Genomic DNA, 19,663 nt, shown 5'->3' on the forward strand with positions numbered 1-19,663 from the left:
ATGAGTGAAAATATATATTTTATAACAATGAATACGGAAAATACTCTTTGTGTGTTACAAAGAATTTCTTCTGTTTTATCACGTAATCGTGTAAATATAGAACAGTTAACAGTATTTGAGACAGCAAATAAAGGTATTTCTCATTTCAATCTTGTAGTACATAGTACGCAAGATAAGATAGAAAAAATCGTAAAAAAACTGGCAAATGTGATTGAAGTAATAGATATTAATATTACAAACTGTTTACCTATGCAAGGAACTGTAATAAGTGAAATTCCTCAAAACGTAAAAACAGTTAGTCAAAGAAAAGTAGCTTAATATTAAAACTTAGGAGAATATAATAAATGGCAAAAATGAAATTTGGTAGTGTAGAAGAAACAGTTGTAACACAACAAGAATTTACTTTAGAGAAAGCTTTAGAAACTCTAAAAGACGAGACTATCGCAATTATTGGTTATGGAGTACAAGGGACCGGCACAAGCTCTTAATTTAAGAGATAATGGTTTTAATGTAATAATTGGGCAAAGAGAAAACTCTAAATCATGGGATAAAGCTATCGAAGATGGTTGGGTTGCTGGTAAATCTTTATTTAACATTGCTGAAGCTACTGCTAAAGGTACAATTGTTGTTAACTTATTATCAGATGCTGGTCAGATTGTTTCTTGGAATACTATTAAAGAGAACCTTAAGTCAGGTGATTTATTAATGTTCTCTCATGGTTTTGGTGTGACTTACAATGAGAAAACTAGCATTATTCCACCAGCAGATGTTGGTGTTGCTTTAGTAGCACCAAAAGGTTCTGGTACTAGTGTTAGAAGATTATTCTTGGCTAAGAAAGGTATCAACTCAAGCATCGCAATCTATCAAGATGCTACAGGTAATGCTGAAAAAAGAACTTTAGCTTATGGTATAGGTGTAGGTTCTGGTTATTTATTTGAAACTACTTTTGAAAAAGAAGTTTATAGTGATTTAACTGGTGAGAGAGGTGTTCTTATGGGTGCTCTTGCTGGAATTATTGAAGCTCAATATGAAGTCTTACGTGCAAATGGACACTCTCCAAGTGAAGCTTTCAATGAAACGGTTGAAGAGTTAACACAAAGCTTAGTGCCTTTAGTTGCTGAAAATGGTATGGACTGGATGTTTGCAAACTGTTCTACTACAGCTCAAAGCAGTGCTTTAGATTGGGCTCCTAAATTTAGAGATTCTACTAAAGGTGTGTTTGCCGAGCTATATAATGAAGTAAAAAATGGTAATGAAGCACAACGTACTATTGATAAAAACAGTCATGCTGATTACTGTAAAGATCTAGAAAAAGAGCTTGAAGAACTTAGCCAAAAAGAAGTATGGCAAGCTGGTAAAACAGTTAGATCTCTTCGTCCTAATAAATAATTAAATCATAAAACTATTATCTCTAATATCTATCTATATAAATTTACTGTGAATTTGTAATAGGTATAATCCTTTGATTATTAGGCTATGTTTTTCAAAAAACTCTCTATAAACACTATTCTTTGTTCAGGAGTTTTTGTGCTTTTTGTAATAAGTAAATCTTGTTCTTTTGTGATTCTAAAGTCAGTAGGTTGAGCTTGAATTAGCTTTATTAGCTTTTGAGGCTCGAATTTAGATATATTAGCAAAGTTAATCTTACCAGATGTAGCAAACATCTTTATTTGTCCAATACCTAAACTTATAGCATCAATTTTTATGTGAGCAACTTTTAAAAGATATAACACTTCAACAGGTAGCCTACCAAAACGATCAATAAGTTCAATTTTTATATTTACTAATTCTTTATGATCGGCTTTTGAAATTCGTTTATAAATGTTTAACCTAGTATTTACATCACTAATATAGTAGTCAGGAATTAGTGTTGGAATATTAAGTTCAACTTCACAAACTGTTAAGTTAATGACATCTTCAATATTCAGCTCCTTTCCAGCTTTAAGATTAGCAATCGTTTTATCTAAGAGATCCATATATAGATTTAGACCTATACCATCAATATTACCACTTTGTTCTTGTCCAAGAATCTCTCCAGCTCCACGAATTTCTAAATCATGGTTTGCTAGTGTAAAGCCACCTCCAAGTGAATCAGTGCTACCAATTGCCTCTAATCTTTTTATAGCATCTTTTGTAATACTACTTTCACTAGGAATTAGCATATATGCGTAAGCTTGATGGTGGGAGCGTCCAACTCTACCTCTTAATTGATGTAGTTGTGCTAAACCTAGATTATTAGCATCTTCGATAATTAAAGTATTAGCATTTGGAATATCAATACCAGTTTCAATAATTGTGGTACAAAGTAATATATGATATTTATTATGTTTAAAGTCAAACATTATCTTTTGAATTTCTTTTTCACTCATCTGACCATGAGCAATAGCTATTCTCAACCGAGGGAATAGTTCTTGGAGAATTTCTTTTTTCTTTTGAATAGTGTCAATCTTATTATAAAGATAGAAAATTTGTCCACCACGAATGGTTTCACGACTTACAGCTTCACGGATTATATTATTATCATATTCCTTAACAAATGTTTTTACAGATAAACGTTTAGCAGGGGGAGATGCAATAATTGATAGATCACGAAGTGCTGAGAATGCCATGCTTAAACTACGTGGAATAGGAGTTGCTGACATTGTCAGAATATCTATTTCAGCTTTAAGGGCTTTTAATTTTTCTTTTTGCGCGACACCGAAGCGATGCTCTTCATCAATAATTAATAAGCCTAAGTTATTAAAGTAGATTTTTGAGGATATAAGCTTATGTGTACCAATTATTATATCAACTGTACCTTTTTTGAGATTATCAAAGAGCTCTTCTTGTGCTTTTGCTGTTTTTGAACGAGTTATAACCTCTATATTTACATCAGTATTAGCAAACCTGTCTTTAAAACTATTGTAGTGTTGTTGAGCTAAAATAGTTGTAGGTACTAAAATTGCTACTTGTTTTTGATTTTGAGTTGCTAGAAATGCTGCTCGCATCGCAATTTCTGTTTTTCCAAAACCAACATCACCACAAATAAGTCTGTCCATTGGCTTAGCAGATATCATATCTTTAAAGACATCGTTTATCGCTAAGAGTTGATCAGGAGTCTCTTCATATGGAAAATCTGCACAGAATCGTAGATATTCTTCTTCATCTAAAGAATTGCTGAATCCTTGTCGCATCTCTCTTTTTGCATATATCTCTAAGAGATTTGCAGCAACATCGATAATCTTTTTGATAGTCTTTTCTTTTTGCTTTTTCCATTTATCTGAACTAAGTTTATTTAATGTTATTTTTTCAGTAATAGAAGAGTTATAAATAGAAATTAGATTTAATGAAGTGATTGGCACATAAATTTTTGCATCATTTGCATATCTTAGAAGTATAAACTCATCTTTTTTACCATTTAATTCAATACTTTCTAAGCCTTCGTATCTGCCAATACCATGATCAATATGGACTACATGTATTCCGTGTTTTAGATCTGTCAGATCTTTAAGGTCAATAGTAGGGTGATGATCATATTCTGATATTTTAGAAGAATTTTGAATATGCTCAGGAAAAAGATCTGATTCAGTAATTAATATGATTTTCTTATCAATTATTACACCTTCTTGAAAAGGTGAGATAATTAAGCAAAATTTATCTTTTATTTTAAGAGCATCGTCAAAACTTTTTGCAATTATTATATTTAACTGTAACTTATTCAAATGCTCTAAAAGTATCTCACCACGTCCATTCGAATCAGTTGAAAATATAACTTTATCAAAATTAGAGCTATCTATTAATTTTTGTAAATCCCTAAAAGGATTAGCTAATTTATAGTTTGCTGAGATTTTTTCTAGATGATCTATATTTAAAGTTTTAGACTTAGATTTTGGTTGTTGGTACCATTTGATATGTTGATGTTTTTCATACAGATCTTTGACTTCTTTTTGTGAATAAAAAAGTTCTTGATATGGTAAAACAGGTCTATCAATATCATGTTTTAACTCATTATATCTATATTTAACCTCTTCTGAGAATGCTTCAATTGAGTTGCTAATATTATCAATAAGATGGATATTTGCAGACTTTGGTAAGTAGTCAAATAGACTAATAAGTTCAGAGTAAAATAATGGTAAATAGAACTCAATACCACTAAAGTATTCATTATTTTTTATATATGTTGCAATAGTTGAGTTCTGTGTTTGATCTCCACATAGTATTTTGAGTTTTTCTAATGCTAAAGAAGTATTTTGTGAATTATAAATCAGCTCATGTGAAGGCATAATATTTATAGATTTTATTTCTTTGCCAGAGCGTTGAGTTTCTATATCTAACTCTTTGATTGTATCAACTTCATCATCAAAAAGATCAATTCTAAAAGCTACTTTTGATCCAACTGGAAAAATATCGATAATACTACCACGGATACTAAATTCACCTTTTTCAAAAACATTGTTTACTAAAGTATATCCAGCTTCGGTTAGTAATACTTTTTGTTTAGTTATGTCTAAGCTATCGCCTGTCTTAAGTATGAAACTATGTTCTTTGATAAACTTGGCAGGAGGAAGTTTTCTTAATGTATTTGAAATACTTGTTATTACTAGAGTGTTTTTAGGATTCTGTGTAAGTTTATGCAATATTTCTTGTCTTCTTGAGATAATGTCTATTGCTGCAGAAAATCTATCATAAGGTAGTATTTCTAAGTTAGGAAAATAGAATACTTCTATTTTTGAGTCTTTATTTAGATACTTTAATTCATCATAAACTCTATATGCTTGTTGAGAGTCTTCAGCAACTATTAGATTAAAGTCGCAATTTTGTTTAAGATATTCGTTAAACAAAATGCTAAAAGAAGAACTATAAGCATTAGACACAATAGTATCTTTTGCAGATATTTGATTGTTGAGCATTAAAATTTAGTAGATTAGAAATTATTAGAATAAATAATAATATAAATTAGTCTCTATCGCCAGCTACAGCACCAAAGATTTGTAATAGAGTTACGAAGATATTAAATAGAGAAACATATATGTTAACAGTTGCTAAGATATAGTTAGTTTCTTCACCTCTTACGATAGCATTTGTTTGCCATAAGATAAATCCACCAGAGATAAAAGCAAACACTAATGAGATCACGAAACCTAAAGCTGGTATCTGTAAGAAGATATTAAGCACTAGAGCAACTATTGCAACAATAGCGCCTATAGCACAGAATGTTCCAACCCTATTAAAGTTTTTAGCAGGGCTCATAGCAACCGCAGATAGACCTAAGAAAATTAGACCTGTAGTACCAAAAGCCATCATTATAAGCTCAGCACCATTTGAGAACTGATGAATATATAAATTTAGAATTGGACCTAGTGAATAGCCTAATAGCCCAGTCAATGCAAACGTTAAAACTATTCCCATAGGAGAGTTTTTAGTAGCATTGATACCAAACAATAGACCAATATAAACTACAAGCATCAGTATAGGGTTTAATACTGCAGCACCTGAACTCATAGCAACGAATGCCATCAAAGCACTAAATAGTAGTGTCATTGACAGTAACCAGTATGTATTTCTAAGAACTCTGTTAGCTCTTAGAGCAGACTCTTGTGATAGAGAATCTATTACACGAGTATTGTTTTCAAAGTTATTCATTTTTTCTCCTTTTTTAAATGTTTTATATATGAATAAAATTTAATCAGCTACGATTATAGCATAATTGTATATTCTTAAATATGGGTGCGAAGCTAAAATTACAAGAAAATTATTTATAAAGTAATAGAAATATCATATAGGAAAGACACAAATATCAAAGAAGAAAATATTAGATATAGTAGGCTAGTTGTGATAACTTCATTTTTACCACCAGCAAGTATTTTACCTAGTGAAAAATATATAGGGACAATAAAAATATTTAAAACTAAAGATAATATTGTGCCAACAATCAAAGCTAAATTGCAAAAAAGAGTATTGTTGGTAAAAATAGCTATCATTAAAATAAAAACTCTAAAAGTTTCTATGTATAACATAGTTTTTATAAGATGGGATTTCGTAATTGATTCTATGTGTAAGGTTATTAGTTTAAATCTCCATCCGAAATATATGATTATACATATAAAATATCCAGCTAGTAGAAATAATGATGTGCTTAAAGGTGAATTAAGATATTTTGGATTCACAACATTTTCATATCTAAGGAAACTAAGATAAAAGATTTTATTCACTGCAAGAAGACCTAAACTGAAATATACATATTTTAGAAGATTTATACCACTTTCTTTATTATTTGAAATAGTGAGAATATGCAGATAAATCAAAGATATTGGTAAGATAACCAAGTTTAGGCTACTAAAGACATTAAGATTTTGTAGCAAATAAAATAATATAAATGAAAAAATAAAGAAAATTAATAATACCCCATAAAAGCTAATATCGATTCGTTCTGTTTGATTTGTTAAAGAAGTGTTAAGTTTGTAACTATTTTTTAGGAAAAATACCAGTAAAAATATTGTTATAAATAGGTAGAATATCTTGAAACTATACATGTCTTTGAAGATTGTAATATAAGTGATAATACCTATCGCAATGCCAAGTAAAGCACTAGAGTAGACACCTATAAAGCCATACATTCTACGTAAATCTGTTTTTAGATAAAAAGCACTTAAATTAAATAGAAGATTAACAATAACTATTGCTACACCAATCCATAATACAGAGCAACTAAATAGTACAATATTGTGTATAAATGACAGAATCATAGCGATAGTTATGAGTTGTAGTCCATGAACTATTGATTTGGTTGAACCGAAAAGATAATTACTGATACAACCAAAAATTCCAGCAAAAAAGATTACAAAGAGATAATCATTTCTATTATAAAATAAATCAATATCACCGTAACTATTTAAAATAGTCATAAAAGGTCCAATACATAAGCATAAGCAAAATGTTATAAAAGCTATAATATGTAGGCCTTTAGGTTGCTTAAAATGAATATTTACTTTAGATATTTTTTTAACATTTCTCATTATCTAAGCACTAACTCTTGTAATTTTGTTAAATAATTTTGCTCATCTGGTAGAGTGTTATATTTCTGTGATAGCCACATTTCCTCTGCTAGATAGTCTATCATAAGATGATGTACTTTATGCTCATCATTATTATATTTACTAAGTAGTTGCGGATACATGGTATTTATCCCGATAGGGCGATTAGTTTGTACTTGTTCAATAATTGCTAAATGAAGGCTAATATGCAAAAAAGGATTTATTTGTCCCATCTCAGGCGAATAATCTTTATCAATGTTTTCAATAGTAATTTGCTTATGGTATTCAGGATGTAGCTCTATAATTCTAGATATTTGCTCCTCAATAGCTGTTAGCGATTGTTTATTTAGAAACTTATTCCAGCTATCTATAAAAAGCTTGCGAAGTTGATATCTATCATGAGAGAAAATCATAAATATTTTTCCTTATCCTTAAATTCACAGTACTGAAAAATTATACAATTACGACATTTAGGTTTTTGAGCTGTGCATATATATCTACCATGTAGTATTATCCAGTGATGTGCATCTTGAAGATACTCTTTAGGAATTACACGTAAGAGTTTTTTTTCAACTTCATTGACATTTTTACCTTTTGCTAATGGTATACGATTAGCAAGTCTAAAAATATGAGTATCAACAGCCATAGTTGGTTGATTAAATACAGTGTTAAGAACTACATTTGCAGTTTTTCTACCAACACCTGCTAGAGATATTAGGTCATCGAAGTTATCAGGCACTTGGCTATCAAATTTTTCGATTAAATCTTTACACGTTGCGATCACATTTTTTGCTTTAGTTTCATATAACCCAATAGATTTAATATATTGGGCTAACTTTTGTTCTCCAAGGACATATATTGTTTCAGGAGTATTGGCAATTTTATATAAAATTTGAGTAGCCTTATTCACACTGACATCAGTGGCTTGAGCCGATAGAATAACTGCAATCAATAGTTCAAAGTTAGAACTATACTCAAGCTCAGTTGTTGGATTAGGGTTATTTTTTTTCCAAGTTTCAAAAATTTGGATTCTCTTCTGTCTATTCATTATTTGGTGTAGACTTTTTTCTATTTTTATATTTTGCTAATGAAGCTGCAATATAAGATTTTTTATCTATTTCTTGAGCAGTAGCAATATTCTTATAAACAGCTCTTTGCTTAGCTTTTTTTTGGCTTACTCTATGTTTGTGATACTCATATCTGTCTCGGCAATGATTTTTTTGCTGAATATATTCACTCTGATTTAGATTTATTGGTTGCATATCAGCAGCCAATTTAACTAGAGATATACAATCCATCGGACATGGTTCAATACAAAGTTCACAACCAGTACATTCTGATTTAATTATAGTGTGCATGAGTTTTTTTGAGCCTACAATAGCATCCACTGGGCACGCAAGTAAGCATTTTTCACAACCAATACACATCGACTCATCAATCTTTGCTACAGCACGAGGTTTGTATTCTCCAAGTGAGCTATCTAGTGGTATTTCAGGTTTATTTAAAAGTTTTGATAACTCTTTTAAAGTCTTTTCTCCACCAGTTATACACTTGTTGTGATTTTCGCCATTTGTAATAGCTTTAGCATAACTATAACAGTCATCATAAGTACATTTCTGGCATTGTGTCTGAGGTAGTATTTTATCAATTGCTTCTATGGATATAATCATCTTAATATAGTTCTATATTTGTTTTGGTTTCGATATTTTTTATGTAACGGTTAATATTATCAGGAATCTCAAGCAAATCCCTAGCCATAGTAAGTATGAAAAATACTGGAAAAATATTTATATCATCCCAAGAGAAGTTATCACCATTGATGAAAGGAGTTTTAACAAAGGGAGCTATTTCTCTAAGAATTTTATTTATCGCTATAATTGAGTCGTAGGGAGGATTTCTAAGCAGAGTATCAAAATCACCAATATATTGAGATTTTTTATTTATAAAATAATCTTTAGCACTTTGTGTTGAGAAATCACATTCATTACGAGGATGATGAGGAATACGAGGATATACTATTCTACGATAATGTTCTGCTAATTTAGTGACATAGTCTTTAACAGAGCCATCAATCGTTGATTCTGCTATCTCAAAATTTTGAGTTTTTGCTATAAACTTACAGATTTCGTCACTTTCTTTTATAAATGTTCCGCCATCTTTCTCTAAGAAAGGAACCTGCTTAGAACCAATTCTGTCTATATGAGATTTCTCATCATCATTTGCTAAGATTATCATCTCATAGTCTAATTTGCTTAGATCCGCCACTAGTCTAACTTTTATACAATACGGGCAGTGATGGTAAAGATATATTTTCATAGTTTTTTGATATTATAAAACTTTTAGATATTATAGCATCTCTTAGAAAGAGGTAAACTTGTTTAGCTAGTCAGAGATTATGTTAGGAAATAATAGGAAGTAAAAAAATGCCAAATTTTTATTTTTATTTTTTTATAAAAGACATTAGTATAAAGCTTATTTTCTTTCGGAATACCTATGTTTAAAGATCTAAAAACAAAGCAAAGCTTTACAATTGCTACAATTACATTCTGGGGCAATTTGCTACCTATAGTTTTAATGCTATTTTAATTTTATACCTAACAAAAACAGTACTAGATTATGGTATTGGTTTCTCAGAAAGCCATGCTTATTCATTTCAAGGTATTTATAAGGCGATGAATTATGCAATCATTATGTTTGGTGGATATATTGCAGATAGATATCTTGGTTTGAGAAGATCTATATTTTTGGGGAGTTTGTTACTTGCTTTTGCATACTTAGCTGTATTTTTAAGTGGCTTTATGGTGCATTTCAGTAATGAGTTTTTTATTTTTGTATTTGCTTTGGTTCCTGTATGTGGCTCTTTGCAGTTAGGAACAGCATCAGCTATGGTATCAAAAATTTATAGCAAAGATCCTGTGCATGCAAAAAGTGGCATGGCAATGTTTTATATATCTATTAACTTGGGTAGTTTACTAGCTTATTTAGTAGCTCCTTCATTAATTGGATACCAATTTGGTGCTTTAGCAGTATTAAGTGTGGTTTTTATTGGTAAGTTAATAGTGATAGCAAACTTTTCTTATTAGATATAAAATTTATGACAATGTCGTTGACGAAATTGATAAAAAGCCAATGACAAATATGGCTAAAAAAGTTGTTTTAGGATATCTGGCTATAGTATATGTTTTTACAGTAATTTGTTATCGCTATCCAGATTATGCAAATGTTGTTGTGGCAGGCATAAGCATGTTCTGTTTATTACTATTTTTATTTAGGACAATATTTTTCTTAAAAGATGATGTACGTATTAAGCAAATAGTTGGTTTGATATTAATAGTCGTAGTAGTAGTATTTTTTGTTATCTATAATTAAATGGAATCTACTCTTGTCATGGCTGCAAAGAATAACACAGATCTTTTGATGTTCGGGTTTAGTGTAAATCCTGCGAGCTATCAGATGGTTAATCCAGTTTTGATAATATTTGGTGGTATGTTACTTATAAGATATATCCACTTTTACCAAGATTTTATATACCTTACCAGTTTGCTGTTGGAGTTTTGTTGGCTGCTATGGGGTTATTTATAATGTATTATGGATTCTCTGTAGCAAATGATGGTGTAATTAGTGGTAATTATACTACCTTATCGTATGTATTAATCTCGATATCAGAGTTGTTTGTAAGTGCAATTGGACTGAGTATGATAGGAATATACTGTGATAGTAAAACAATAGGTTTTGCAATGGGTGCATGGTATATATCTTCATCTATGGCAAATTCTATTACAGGATTATTAAACCAAGTTGTTAGTGTTATGTTTGTAGGAGTGTTTGTGCTTATACTCGCATATTGTTTGATAAGATTTATGAGAAGAAAAAATATAGAATTTGTATAAAGTATTAACCTAAATTAGGAGCATTAAAGCTTCTTTTAGCAGCTTCTTGATCTAGCAAATATAAGCCACTATCTTTAACAATTTTGATCTTATTGATCATGTCACCGACAGTAGCTTCCTCTTCAACTTGCTCATCTATAAACCATTGTAGGAAACTCTTAGTAGCATGTTCTCTTTCTTCTAGTGCTATATCCATTAGGTTATAAAATCTAGTAGTAACTTCTTGTTCATGCTCAAGAGTCGCTTCAAAAGCTTCAAGTAATGAATCAAAGTTATTTTGTGGTGCAGCAACAGATTTAACCTCAATACGACCATTTTTATCATAGATAAATTTCATTATTTTTTTTGCATGGAAAAGTTCTTCTTCATACTGAGCCATAAACCAATTAGTGAAGCCACCTAAACCAATATCTGACGTGTAACCAGCCATAGCTAGATAAAGATTAGCAGACTCTAATTCATAATTAAATTGATCATTTAAAGCGTTAAGTAATTTTTGTGATAGCATAGTATTTTCCTTATTTTTTTATCGTTCTGTTAAAGTTTAAATGTTTTTGGAATCATCTGCAAATTATATAAGTCGATTTTTTCTATATGATTGTAAGTAATGATTTCTATAAAACATATAATCTGAAAGTAAATATTTATAAATAGGAGTTTATCTTTTATAATGTAGTAAAAATTATAGATCAAGCAAATGCTCTAATAATTGTATGAAAGAAATATCTAATATAAAGGTAAAAGTTGAAAGTGGTAAAAAGTACACTACAGACCATGGTTTTCATGCTGTCAAAGATGGTATTAGAAACAAAAAAGAAAACTCTGTACATATACGCAAACCAGAATGGTTAAAAGTAAAAAAACAAGATTCAAAAGAATATTTGAAAGTTAAATCAATAACTAAAAAAAATCGACTCTCTACAGTTTGTGAAGAAGCAAAGTGTCCAAATATTAACGAGTGTTGGTCTCATGGAACAGCTACGATTATGTTGATGGGCGCTGTGTGCACTAGAGCTTGCAAATTTTGCTCAGTAGACACCGGTAATCCAAAAGGATGGTTAGATAAAGAAGAACCTCAAAATACAGCCGAAAGTGTCAAGCTTATGAATCTTGAATATGTCGTGCTAACATCTGTAGATCGTGATGATTTAGAAGATGGTGGAGCAGGACATTATGCAGCTACAATTACTGCTATCAAAAATCTTGATGAGAACATAAAGGTTGAGGCATTGACTCCTGATTTTGCTGGAATTAAAGAAAATGTTGATAAAATTATTAATACAAAAGTTGATGTAATAGCTCAGAATATTGAGACTGTAGAGCGTTTGACACATCCTGTGCGTGATTCAAGAGCTGGATATTGGCAGACACTGGAGTTTTTGAGATATGTTAAACAAAAATCTCCTAATATTCTGACTAAAACTAGTATTATGGTAGGCCTTGGTGAGACTGATGAAGAAATATATAAGACTATGGATGATGCACGTAGTGTAGGTGTAGGTATAATAACTCTTGGTCAGTATATGCAGCCTACTAAACATCATCTGAGTGTAGAAAGATTTGTTACACCACAGCAATTTGAAGAATATCGTAGAATTGGACTTGAAAAAGGATTTTTAGAAGTAGCATCTGGCCCTATGGTTAGATCAAGCTATAGAGCAGATAGAGTTTTCAAAAGAAATAATCTAGATTTATAAAATAATAAAACATAAAGGTGAATTTAAAATGGCAAAAATAGCTGTAGTATTATCTGGATGTGGTTATCTAGAGGGTTCAGAGATACAAGAGACTGTTTTAACAATACTAGCATTAGAAAAGCAAGGTGTAGAATGGCAAGGAGTTGCACTTAATAAAAACCAAAAACATGTTATCAATCATCTTCATCAAGGTGTTGATAGCAAAGCATCTCCTCGCAATATTTTAGAAGAATCTGCACGTATCACTAGAGGTAATGTTATCGATATAGCTGATGCAGACAGTGATGAGTATGATGCAATCATTTTTCCGGGTGGTTTTGGAGCTGCCAAAAATATTATGGATTTTGCATTTGTTGGTGACGAAAGTTATCAGATGAATCAAGATGTGTTGACTTTCGCACGAGCTTTTTATTTGGCAGATAAACCTGCTGGGTATATATGTATCGCACCATTGATGATTCCTTTGGTTTATCCAGAGGGTACAAAAGCAACCGTTGGTACAGATGAGAATACATCAGCTATCCTAGAGAAAAAAGGTGCAGAAGCTATTCTGATGGATGCGACTAATATATGCGTTGATGAATCTGTAAAAGTTGTGTCAACTCCAGCATATATGTGTGCTAAAAATATTTTAGAAGTATCTCAGGGTATTGATAAATTAGTAGAAAAAGTAGTTAGTTATATATAAATAAAGTAGGTGTAAAAATGGCAGGTCATAGTAAATGGGCTAATATTAAGCATAAAAAAGCTAGAGAAGATGCTAAAAGAGGAAAAATCTTTACAAAGCTTATTAGAGAAATAACTGTTGCTGCAAGGCTAGGGGGTGGAGATAAAGATGCAAATCCACGTTTGAGAGCAGCCATAGCAACGGCTTTTGCTAATAACATGAGTAAAGATACTGTTGAGAGAGCTATCCTTAAAGGTGCAGGTGGTGATGATAGTGCTAATGTTGAAGAAGTTCGCTATGAAGGTTATGGACCGGGCGGAGTTGCTATAATAGTAGATTGTATGACTGATAATCGTAATCGTACTGTAGGAGAAGTTCGTCATGCCTTTACAAAAAGTGGTGGTAACTTAGGTACTGATGGTTCGGTTGCTTATATGTTTACTAAAAAAGGTATTATTTCATTTGCTCCAGGTTTTGATGAGGATGTTCTTATGGAAGTAGCTCTTGAAGCTGGCGCAGAAGATATTATTACTCATGAAGACGGTAGTATAGATGTCTTCACAACACCTCATGATTTTTCTGATGTGCAAGAGGCATTGATCGTAAAAGGATTTAACTCTGATAATGCTGAAGTAACTTTTGATGCAGAAACAAAAGCTGAGCTTGATATCGAAATTGCTGAGAAGGTTATGAATTTGATTGATAGATTAGAAGATCTTTATGATGTACAGAATGTATATTCTAATGTTAACTTCACGCAAGAGTTAATGGAGCAACTAGGATAGTTTTTTCATATTTTTTATGTAATGTCGGATTGCGACTTGTTGATTTGAATATTATGTGTAATATTCAAAAGCCTCTATCTATTGAAAATTATCTATAATAAAATTTTTATAAGTCTATTTAATTTAAAAAGTGTATAAATGGTAATCTTAGGAATAGACCCTGGTTCTAGAATTACAGGCTTTGGAGTCATAAAGATTCAAGATAATAAGGTATATTATGTAGCAAGTGGTTGTATCAGGATTACAGAAACGGGTACAGCTAGAAGACTTAAGCAAATAGCTGATGGTATTACAGAAGTTGTAAATACTTATGCTCCTACTGAATCAGCTATAGAACAGATCTTTATGTTCCAGAATCCCGGTGCAGCGCTTAAGCTTGGACAAGCTCGAGGAGTAGCGATGTGTACACTTGCTATTAATAGTCTTGAAGTATCAGAGTATTCAGCCAAACAAATCAAGCAAGCCGTAGTAGGGACCGGTGGAGCTGCTAAGTCTCAAGTTCAACATATGGTACAATCAATACTAGGCTTAAGCAAAAAGCCGCCTGAAGATGCCGCAGATGCTTTAGCTATAGCAATATGTCATTATCATAGTAGTAAGTCTTTAGCTAGAATTGCTGGAGCAAGTCGAGTATCTCAAAAAAGAATTAGATAAATCTAGTAAAACTGTTTGTCTAAAGCTAAATGTAAATCTATAATAGTTTTAACATAAAAATTTCGCTTATCAAGTTATGGGAACTAGATATTATCTTCAAGCTTGTACAGTTTGGCTTATTGGCGCAACATTTTTCTTTTATGAGTTTTTCTTAAGAGTATTGCCAAATTCATTACACCAAGAGATTGTCGATAGTTTTCAAGCGACAGCATTTAGCTTCTCATTATTTGGTGGAGCTTTTTATCTTTGTTATTCAGCGTTACAAGTTCCTGTGGGTTTTATATTTGATAAATACGGTATAAAAAAATCACTATTTTTTGCAACTATTGCTTGTGCCTTAGGAGCTTTATTATTTTCTTTAACGTCAAGTATATATGTCGCGATTTTTGCTAGATGTTTGATGGGGATTGGTGCTGCATTTGGTTTCTTGGGATTGCTAATAATTTCAACTCAGTGGTTCCCTGTAAGGTATATGGGGATTTTATCAGGATCTACTCAGATATTAGGGACTCTCGGTTCAATCTTAGCTGGTGGACCATTATTATTTTTTGTTAGCTATTTAGATAGCTGGAGATTAGTAATATTAATATCTGCTATTGTAGGAATTTTTTTAGCAGCTTTAATATTAATATTTGTTAAAGAGGGTGCTAAAGCTGCGGAAACTCTGAGTAAACAAGAAGTAAATAGTGAAATTAAAGGCAACCTTTTAAATAAGAATTTAATTACTATATATTTTTATGCTTTCTTTATTTATTGCTCTATACCTACTTTAGGGGCGATATGGGGTGTGAGTTTATTAGAGACTAAGGGCTTTACTGCAACACAAGCATCATATTCTGTAGCTTTTTTATGGTTAGGTTTAGGTATCGGTAGTCCATTTTTTGGATTTTTATATGATAAATTTAAAAATAAAGTTAATATGTTGTTTGTTGTGTCTTTATTAGGTTTTGTTTGTGTTTGTGCGTTATTATTCATGGATTTGAGCCATACAATGAGTATGATAATATTATTTTTGATAGGTTGTGCTGCTGCTGGTCAAACATTATCATTTACAGTAATTGCTAATTATAGAGCAGAAAAGCCAAAGTCTATATTTTTTGGTATAAATAATACTGTTGTTATGCTTTCTGGATTTGTTGTTCCTCTTATTGTTGGAATTTTAGTGAATAGTTTTGATTTAGATATTTCTGTTGCACTTATGATTCTTCCAGTTGCATTTTTAGTTGCGCTCATGGTTAGCTTGAAACTAGCTACAATTCAAAAGTGCTAGGATATAGGTGATGATTAGTTTTATTAAAGGTACTTTAATTGAAAAAGATCCTACAGCTTTGCTTATAGATGTTAATGGCTTAGGTTATGAAGTTTTTGTTCCAATGACTACATTTTACTCATTAGGTGAAATTAACAGTCAAATTAGTTTGTATACACATTTTGTTGTTCGTGAAGATGCCCAGCAATTATATGGTTTTAAAACAAAGGTTGATAAAAAAGTCTTTCAAGAATTAATAAAAGTAAGTGGAATAGGTGCTAGGACAGCTATTGCAATATTATCAGGTATGGATTCGACAACACTTTTACATTGTATCGAGAATAAAGATTATGGGTTGTTAGCTACTGTACCGGGTATTGGCAAAAAAACAGCTGAGCGTTTAGTTGTTGAGATTTATGATAAATTATTAAAAATGGCAAATGAGATTTATAGTCAGTCATCTGATGCTTCAGTATCTGTAAATACTAATAATTCTCAACAAGCTCAAACACCAGCGGTTATTTCAAAATCAATCTTTAGTGAGTCAGTAGATGCACTTTTAGTTCTTGGCTATAAACAAAAAGATGCAGAAAAAATGATTCGTGGTACTATTGGAGAATCAAAAACAGCTGCAGAAGCAATTCGCAAGGCTCTTCAAGGGTCTATAAGATCAAAAAATAAATAATCTAAGGAATTTTTAAAATGATATTAGCTATAGCATTGATAGTGCTATTAGTCATTTGTGGCATAGTGCTGTTTTTTATACTTAATAAAAAATCTATAGAAACAAAGTATATTCAGACTCAATTTGAAGATTATAAAAATTCAGTACAGCAAGAATTATTATCTTTGCGTAGTAAAGAATTAACTTTTGATACACTTTTAGATCAAGAGAAGCAAAAGAATTTAGAGTTAAAACAAGATAATAATCTTCGTGTAGATGAGCTTAAACAAGAGCTTGAAGAAGAGAGAGAAAAGTCTTATCGCTATATCGAAGAAATAAAAAACTATAGGTCTCACGTATCAATGCTTGAAACTCAGCTTAAAGAACAAAATGCCGCTATGAAAGATAAGTTAGAGTTATTACAAAATAGTGAGGCTAAACTAAAAACTGAGTTTGAGAATTTAGCCAGTAAAATCTTTGAAGATAATTCAAAAAAGCTTAATGAGCGTAATCAAGAAAGCTTAAATAGTGTTCTAAATCCTGTACGTGAGCAGCTTAAAGATTTTAAGCAGAAAGTAGAAGATGTTTATGATAAAGAGTCTACCGCTAGAGGAGCTTTACAAAATGAGTTAAAAACTCTTAAAGAGTTAAACCAAAAAATGACTGCTGAGGCTCATAATCTCACAAATGCTCTTAGAAGTAGTACCAAGCAGCAAGGTATCTGGGGTGAGATGGTGCTTGAGAATGTCCTTGAGAAATCAGGTCTTCGCGAAGGCTTTGAATATTTCAGAGAAAAACATACTGTAGATGATGAAGGCAAAGCATATCGTCCTGATGTGGTTGTCAAATTACCTGATAGTAGAGATATTATCATAGATGCTAAAACTTCACTATTTGCATACAATGATTATATGGCGGCAGATGAAGAGCAAAAACAAGCTCATCTAAAAGCTCATATAAGATCTATTCGTGAGCATATAAAAGGTCTTGCAAATAAAAGCTATGAGAATTTAAAAGGTATAAATTCATTAGATTTTATATTTATGTTTATACCAGTAGAGGGCGCTTTGCTTTTAGCTCTTGATAATGATACTAATCTTTATGATGAAGCATTTAAGCAAAAGATAATCTTAGTTAGTCCTACAACTTTACTAGTAGCATTACGAGCAGTTGAGAATACTTGGCGTTATGAGAAGCAAGCTCAGAGTATTACAGATATCTATAGTAGGGCTGAAGAGCTATATAAGAAATTTGTCGGCTTTGTAGATGATCTAGAAAAAGTTGGTAAATCTATAAATGATGCTAATAAGTCTTATGAGAATGCTTTTAGTAAACTAAAAACAGGTCGTGGAAATTTAATCGGTCAAGTTGAAAAGTTAAAAGTAATATCAAATATAAAACCTAAAAAAGAGCTTGATAATAATTTAGTTGAAAATGCTATGGGTGATAATGAGTAAAATATGAATCTTTGCAACAAAACATATTCTTTTATAAAGTCGTTTTGGGAATATTTAGGACAATCACAAGACAAAAATTATCGTATTTTACATATTGTAGTAGGTATTGCTGTTTTATTTCAGATTATAAATAGTAATTTTGTGCATACTAAATATGGACTTAATGCATGGGCATATATTCATATGCTTAGTGGATTAGGGTTAGCAGTTTTAAGTGTACTATTGCTTATTATGTCATTAGACAAAAGAGGTTTAAGATACTATTTTCCATATTTGTATGGTGATTTCTCAGTGCTAAGAGAAGATATATTAGAGTTGAGAAAATTTAAATTACCTAATGCTCGTAGTGGTAGCATTGCTGCCATAGTCCGAGGTTTAGGTTTATTAGCTTTGACTTTGGCTTGGGTTACAGGATTTTTTTGGTTTACGGCTTGGAATTATCAGTCATCATATATTGATAGTTTAAAATCTATGCATAAAACACTTGTTGATCCCGTTGAGATATATATTTATGCTCATGCTCTAATGGGAATTTTGCATTACATTTTGCAAAGATATTTTCCAAGTAGTATAAGCGACGTTAAATAATATTAAGAAGTTTTTTTTGATAAAGGCTTCAGAAAATCATCAATAGTACAATGATTTTCGATAGGATGGCGAAGGTTTTTGTCTTTATTAATACTGTAATGGTTATTTCTACCTACTTTTTTCACTGTTAAATAGGCTGTCTCGGTCAGGTCACTGAGTAATTTAGGACTGCTCTTTCAGTGGTCTCAACCTTGGTAGCCATATCTCTAATAGTTATGTTTAGGTTACTATTAATGAGACATAACACATGTGAATGATTTGTTAGAAAAGTCCAACTTTGAGGTTTTTTAGTAGCCATTATCTATACTTTGTATTATTTATTAGTTAATTATACTGGAGAATACGATAAAGATGAATAATGTAGCACGATTTGCATTTCACCTTTGGCATTTGGCTTGAATCCCATATATAGTTAGTTATTACTTTTGTACCATCAGTTTGTTGTACCATCAGTTTGGGTCAAGTGCTTGTTACTCATGACAATACCTATATTATCTTCGATAATATAACCAGTGTTTTCAAACTCTAATTCTGCCCATGGGCCAATTGCAAAACCGTTATCTTCAGGATATTTGTTATTGCCAGCCACAAAATAAGATATTGCACCATCTAAGCCACCTCTAAACATTTGCTTGGAAGTAAGAGTAGGTTTGAAAAGAACCTCACTATTATAATAGGCTCATATTTTTGATAAAATTGTGAGCTAGATTCTTATAGTCTCCTCCTTCTCTATAAGTTCTAGAAATCTTCAGAAGACCATCCTCCCGCTTAGCTAGTGCATTATCTAATATCTTGTTTAGTCATATTTTTCTCCTCTCTTAAATATGAAATAAAATATATGTATCTAATTTCGCGTATTTTATTTCATAATAATGAGTTTGTAAAGTAATTTTTTCAAAAGAATCTTATTTGGAAAATTTAGAGTTGTAATATAAGAATATAAAACAAGATAGCTATTTATTTTAAATGACTAATTTAGAAAAAATTAATTATTGTTGT

18 protein-coding genes and 3 pseudogenes are annotated in these 19,663 nt (G+C 31.2%); 11 read left to right on the plus strand and 10 right to left on the minus strand.

Annotated features, from left to right (window positions below):
• Positions 1 to 318, plus strand: a complete 318-nt coding sequence (locus tag FNO12_RS03825) for an acetolactate synthase small subunit (protein WP_014715279.1) — start codon at positions 1 to 3, stop codon at positions 316 to 318.
• A 26-nt stretch (positions 319 to 344) separates the two neighbouring features.
• Positions 345 to 1,389, plus strand: a pseudogene (ilvC, locus tag FNO12_RS03830) (ketol-acid reductoisomerase).
• An 80-nt stretch (positions 1,390 to 1,469) separates the two neighbouring features.
• On the opposite strand, the gene mfd reads toward ilvC, so the two are convergent.
• The 7 genes from mfd to grxB form a co-directional block, all read right to left on the minus strand.
• Positions 1,470 to 4,889 (minus strand): transcription-repair coupling factor, encoded by a 3,420-nt coding sequence (mfd, locus tag FNO12_RS03835; RefSeq protein WP_030003425.1) that lies wholly within the window; start codon positions 4,887 to 4,889, stop codon positions 1,470 to 1,472.
• A gap of 46 nt (positions 4,890 to 4,935) precedes the next feature.
• On the minus strand, positions 4,936 to 5,622 hold the full coding sequence (locus FNO12_RS03840) for a Bax inhibitor-1/YccA family protein (RefSeq protein ID WP_014715280.1): 687 nt from the start codon (positions 5,620 to 5,622) through the stop codon (positions 4,936 to 4,938).
• 113 nt (positions 5,623 to 5,735) lie between these two features.
• Entirely contained in the window at positions 5,736 to 6,995 is a 1,260-nt protein-coding gene (locus FNO12_RS03845) for a hypothetical protein (RefSeq protein WP_014715281.1), read from the minus strand.
• Positions 6,995 to 7,426, minus strand: a complete 432-nt coding sequence (locus FNO12_RS03850; RefSeq protein WP_014715282.1) for a DUF1841 family protein — start codon at positions 7,424 to 7,426, stop codon at positions 6,995 to 6,997. The genes FNO12_RS03845 and FNO12_RS03850 overlap by 1 nt, the downstream gene beginning before the upstream one ends.
• Positions 7,423 to 8,061, minus strand: coding sequence for an endonuclease III (nth, locus tag FNO12_RS03855; protein WP_014715283.1), 639 nt, complete (start codon positions 8,059 to 8,061; stop codon positions 7,423 to 7,425). Before nth ends, FNO12_RS03850 begins: the two co-directional genes overlap by 4 nt.
• The gene (locus tag FNO12_RS03860) at positions 8,054 to 8,683 is read right to left on the minus strand and encodes an RnfABCDGE type electron transport complex subunit B (protein ID WP_014715284.1); all 630 of its coding nucleotides are present in this window, start codon (positions 8,681 to 8,683) and stop codon (positions 8,054 to 8,056) included. Before FNO12_RS03860 ends, nth begins: the two co-directional genes overlap by 8 nt.
• Before the next feature lies 1 nt (position 8,684).
• Positions 8,685 to 9,329 (minus strand): glutaredoxin 2, encoded by a 645-nt coding sequence (gene grxB, locus FNO12_RS03865; protein WP_014715285.1) that lies wholly within the window; start codon positions 9,327 to 9,329, stop codon positions 8,685 to 8,687.
• Between the two features lie 107 nt (positions 9,330 to 9,436).
• Between grxB and FNO12_RS03870 the strand changes: the two are divergent.
• A pseudogene (locus FNO12_RS03870) lies at positions 9,437 to 10,903 on the plus strand (peptide MFS transporter).
• A gap of 4 nt (positions 10,904 to 10,907) precedes the next feature.
• Here the strand turns inward: FNO12_RS03870 and FNO12_RS03875 are convergent.
• Positions 10,908 to 11,411 (minus strand): ferritin, encoded by a 504-nt coding sequence (locus FNO12_RS03875; protein ID WP_014715286.1) that lies wholly within the window; start codon positions 11,409 to 11,411, stop codon positions 10,908 to 10,910.
• 205 nt (positions 11,412 to 11,616) lie between these two features.
• Between FNO12_RS03875 and lipA the strand changes: the two genes are divergently transcribed.
• From lipA to FNO12_RS03915, 8 genes are all read left to right on the plus strand, one after another.
• Entirely contained in the window at positions 11,617 to 12,600 is a 984-nt protein-coding gene (gene lipA / locus FNO12_RS03880) for a lipoyl synthase (RefSeq protein WP_014715287.1), read from the plus strand.
• A gap of 28 nt (positions 12,601 to 12,628) precedes the next feature.
• Positions 12,629 to 13,288 carry an isoprenoid biosynthesis glyoxalase ElbB gene (elbB, locus tag FNO12_RS03885; protein ID WP_014715288.1) on the plus strand — a complete coding sequence of 220 codons (660 nt, stop codon included), beginning with the start codon at positions 12,629 to 12,631 and terminating at the stop codon, positions 13,286 to 13,288.
• 17 nt (positions 13,289 to 13,305) lie between these two features.
• Entirely contained in the window at positions 13,306 to 14,052 is a 747-nt protein-coding gene (locus FNO12_RS03890) for a YebC/PmpR family DNA-binding transcriptional regulator (protein WP_014715289.1), read from the plus strand.
• A gap of 138 nt (positions 14,053 to 14,190) precedes the next feature.
• Positions 14,191 to 14,706: a crossover junction endodeoxyribonuclease RuvC gene (gene ruvC, locus FNO12_RS03895; protein WP_014715290.1), complete on the plus strand. Its 516-nt coding sequence runs from the start codon at positions 14,191 to 14,193 to the stop codon at positions 14,704 to 14,706.
• A 76-nt stretch (positions 14,707 to 14,782) separates the two neighbouring features.
• The gene (locus FNO12_RS03900) at positions 14,783 to 15,976 is read left to right on the plus strand and encodes an MFS transporter (RefSeq protein ID WP_014715291.1); all 1,194 of its coding nucleotides are present in this window, start codon (positions 14,783 to 14,785) and stop codon (positions 15,974 to 15,976) included.
• A 10-nt stretch (positions 15,977 to 15,986) separates the two neighbouring features.
• Positions 15,987 to 16,640 (plus strand): Holliday junction branch migration protein RuvA, encoded by a 654-nt coding sequence (ruvA, locus tag FNO12_RS03905; protein ID WP_041257373.1) that lies wholly within the window; start codon positions 15,987 to 15,989, stop codon positions 16,638 to 16,640.
• A 17-nt stretch (positions 16,641 to 16,657) separates the two neighbouring features.
• Positions 16,658 to 18,076, plus strand: a complete 1,419-nt coding sequence (locus tag FNO12_RS03910) for a DNA recombination protein RmuC (RefSeq protein ID WP_014715293.1) — start codon at positions 16,658 to 16,660, stop codon at positions 18,074 to 18,076.
• Positions 18,077 to 18,079: 3 nt separating this feature from the next.
• Complete coding sequence (locus FNO12_RS03915; RefSeq protein ID WP_030003430.1) at positions 18,080 to 18,664, plus strand: cytochrome b/b6 domain-containing protein; 585 nt, start codon at positions 18,080 to 18,082, stop codon at positions 18,662 to 18,664.
• Between the two features lie 2 nt (positions 18,665 to 18,666).
• Here the strand turns inward: FNO12_RS03915 and FNO12_RS09795 are convergent.
• Positions 18,667 to 18,962, minus strand: a pseudogene (locus FNO12_RS09795) (ArsR family transcriptional regulator).
• Between the two features lie 135 nt (positions 18,963 to 19,097).
• A complete protein-coding gene (locus tag FNO12_RS10415; protein ID WP_014715296.1) occupies positions 19,098 to 19,292 on the minus strand; it encodes a metal-independent carbonic anhydrase family protein in 195 nt (64 codons plus the stop codon).
• Positions 19,293 to 19,663 lie beyond the last annotated feature (371 nt).

Origin of the sequence: Francisella orientalis FNO12, assembly GCF_001042525.2 — a bacterium.
Taxonomy (GTDB): domain Bacteria; phylum Pseudomonadota; class Gammaproteobacteria; order Francisellales; family Francisellaceae; genus Francisella; species Francisella orientalis.

Excerpts from the sequence above, each read along its gene's own strand:
- FNO12_RS03840 (WP_014715280.1), bottom strand. The coding sequence starts at position 5,622 with ATGAATAACTTTGAAAACAATACTCGTGTAATAGATTCTCTATCACAA.
- FNO12_RS10415 (WP_014715296.1), bottom strand. The coding sequence starts at position 19,292 with ATGTTTAGAGGTGGCTTAGATGGTGCAATATCTTATTTTGTGGCTGGC.
- FNO12_RS03900 (WP_014715291.1), top strand. The coding sequence starts at position 14,783 with ATGGGAACTAGATATTATCTTCAAGCTTGTACAGTTTGGCTTATTGGC.
- mfd (WP_030003425.1), bottom strand. The coding sequence starts at position 4,889 with ATGCTCAACAATCAAATATCTGCAAAAGATACTATTGTGTCTAATGCT.
- FNO12_RS03910 (WP_014715293.1), top strand. The coding sequence starts at position 16,658 with ATGATATTAGCTATAGCATTGATAGTGCTATTAGTCATTTGTGGCATA.
- FNO12_RS03875 (WP_014715286.1), bottom strand. The coding sequence starts at position 11,411 with ATGCTATCACAAAAATTACTTAACGCTTTAAATGATCAATTTAATTAT.
- FNO12_RS03850 (WP_014715282.1), bottom strand. The coding sequence starts at position 7,426 with ATGATTTTCTCTCATGATAGATATCAACTTCGCAAGCTTTTTATAGAT.
- FNO12_RS03860 (WP_014715284.1), bottom strand. The coding sequence starts at position 8,683 with ATGATTATATCCATAGAAGCAATTGATAAAATACTACCTCAGACACAA.
- FNO12_RS03825 (WP_014715279.1), top strand. The coding sequence starts at position 1 with ATGAGTGAAAATATATATTTTATAACAATGAATACGGAAAATACTCTT.
- ruvC (WP_014715290.1), top strand. The coding sequence starts at position 14,191 with ATGGTAATCTTAGGAATAGACCCTGGTTCTAGAATTACAGGCTTTGGA.
- elbB (WP_014715288.1), top strand. The coding sequence starts at position 12,629 with ATGGCAAAAATAGCTGTAGTATTATCTGGATGTGGTTATCTAGAGGGT.
- grxB (WP_014715285.1), bottom strand. The coding sequence starts at position 9,329 with ATGAAAATATATCTTTACCATCACTGCCCGTATTGTATAAAAGTTAGA.
- FNO12_RS03845 (WP_014715281.1), bottom strand. The coding sequence starts at position 6,995 with ATGAGAAATGTTAAAAAAATATCTAAAGTAAATATTCATTTTAAGCAA.
- FNO12_RS03890 (WP_014715289.1), top strand. The coding sequence starts at position 13,306 with ATGGCAGGTCATAGTAAATGGGCTAATATTAAGCATAAAAAAGCTAGA.
- nth (WP_014715283.1), bottom strand. The coding sequence starts at position 8,061 with ATGAATAGACAGAAGAGAATCCAAATTTTTGAAACTTGGAAAAAAAAT.
- FNO12_RS03915 (WP_030003430.1), top strand. The coding sequence starts at position 18,080 with ATGAATCTTTGCAACAAAACATATTCTTTTATAAAGTCGTTTTGGGAA.
- ruvA (WP_041257373.1), top strand. The coding sequence starts at position 15,987 with ATGATTAGTTTTATTAAAGGTACTTTAATTGAAAAAGATCCTACAGCT.
- lipA (WP_014715287.1), top strand. The coding sequence starts at position 11,617 with ATGAAAGAAATATCTAATATAAAGGTAAAAGTTGAAAGTGGTAAAAAG.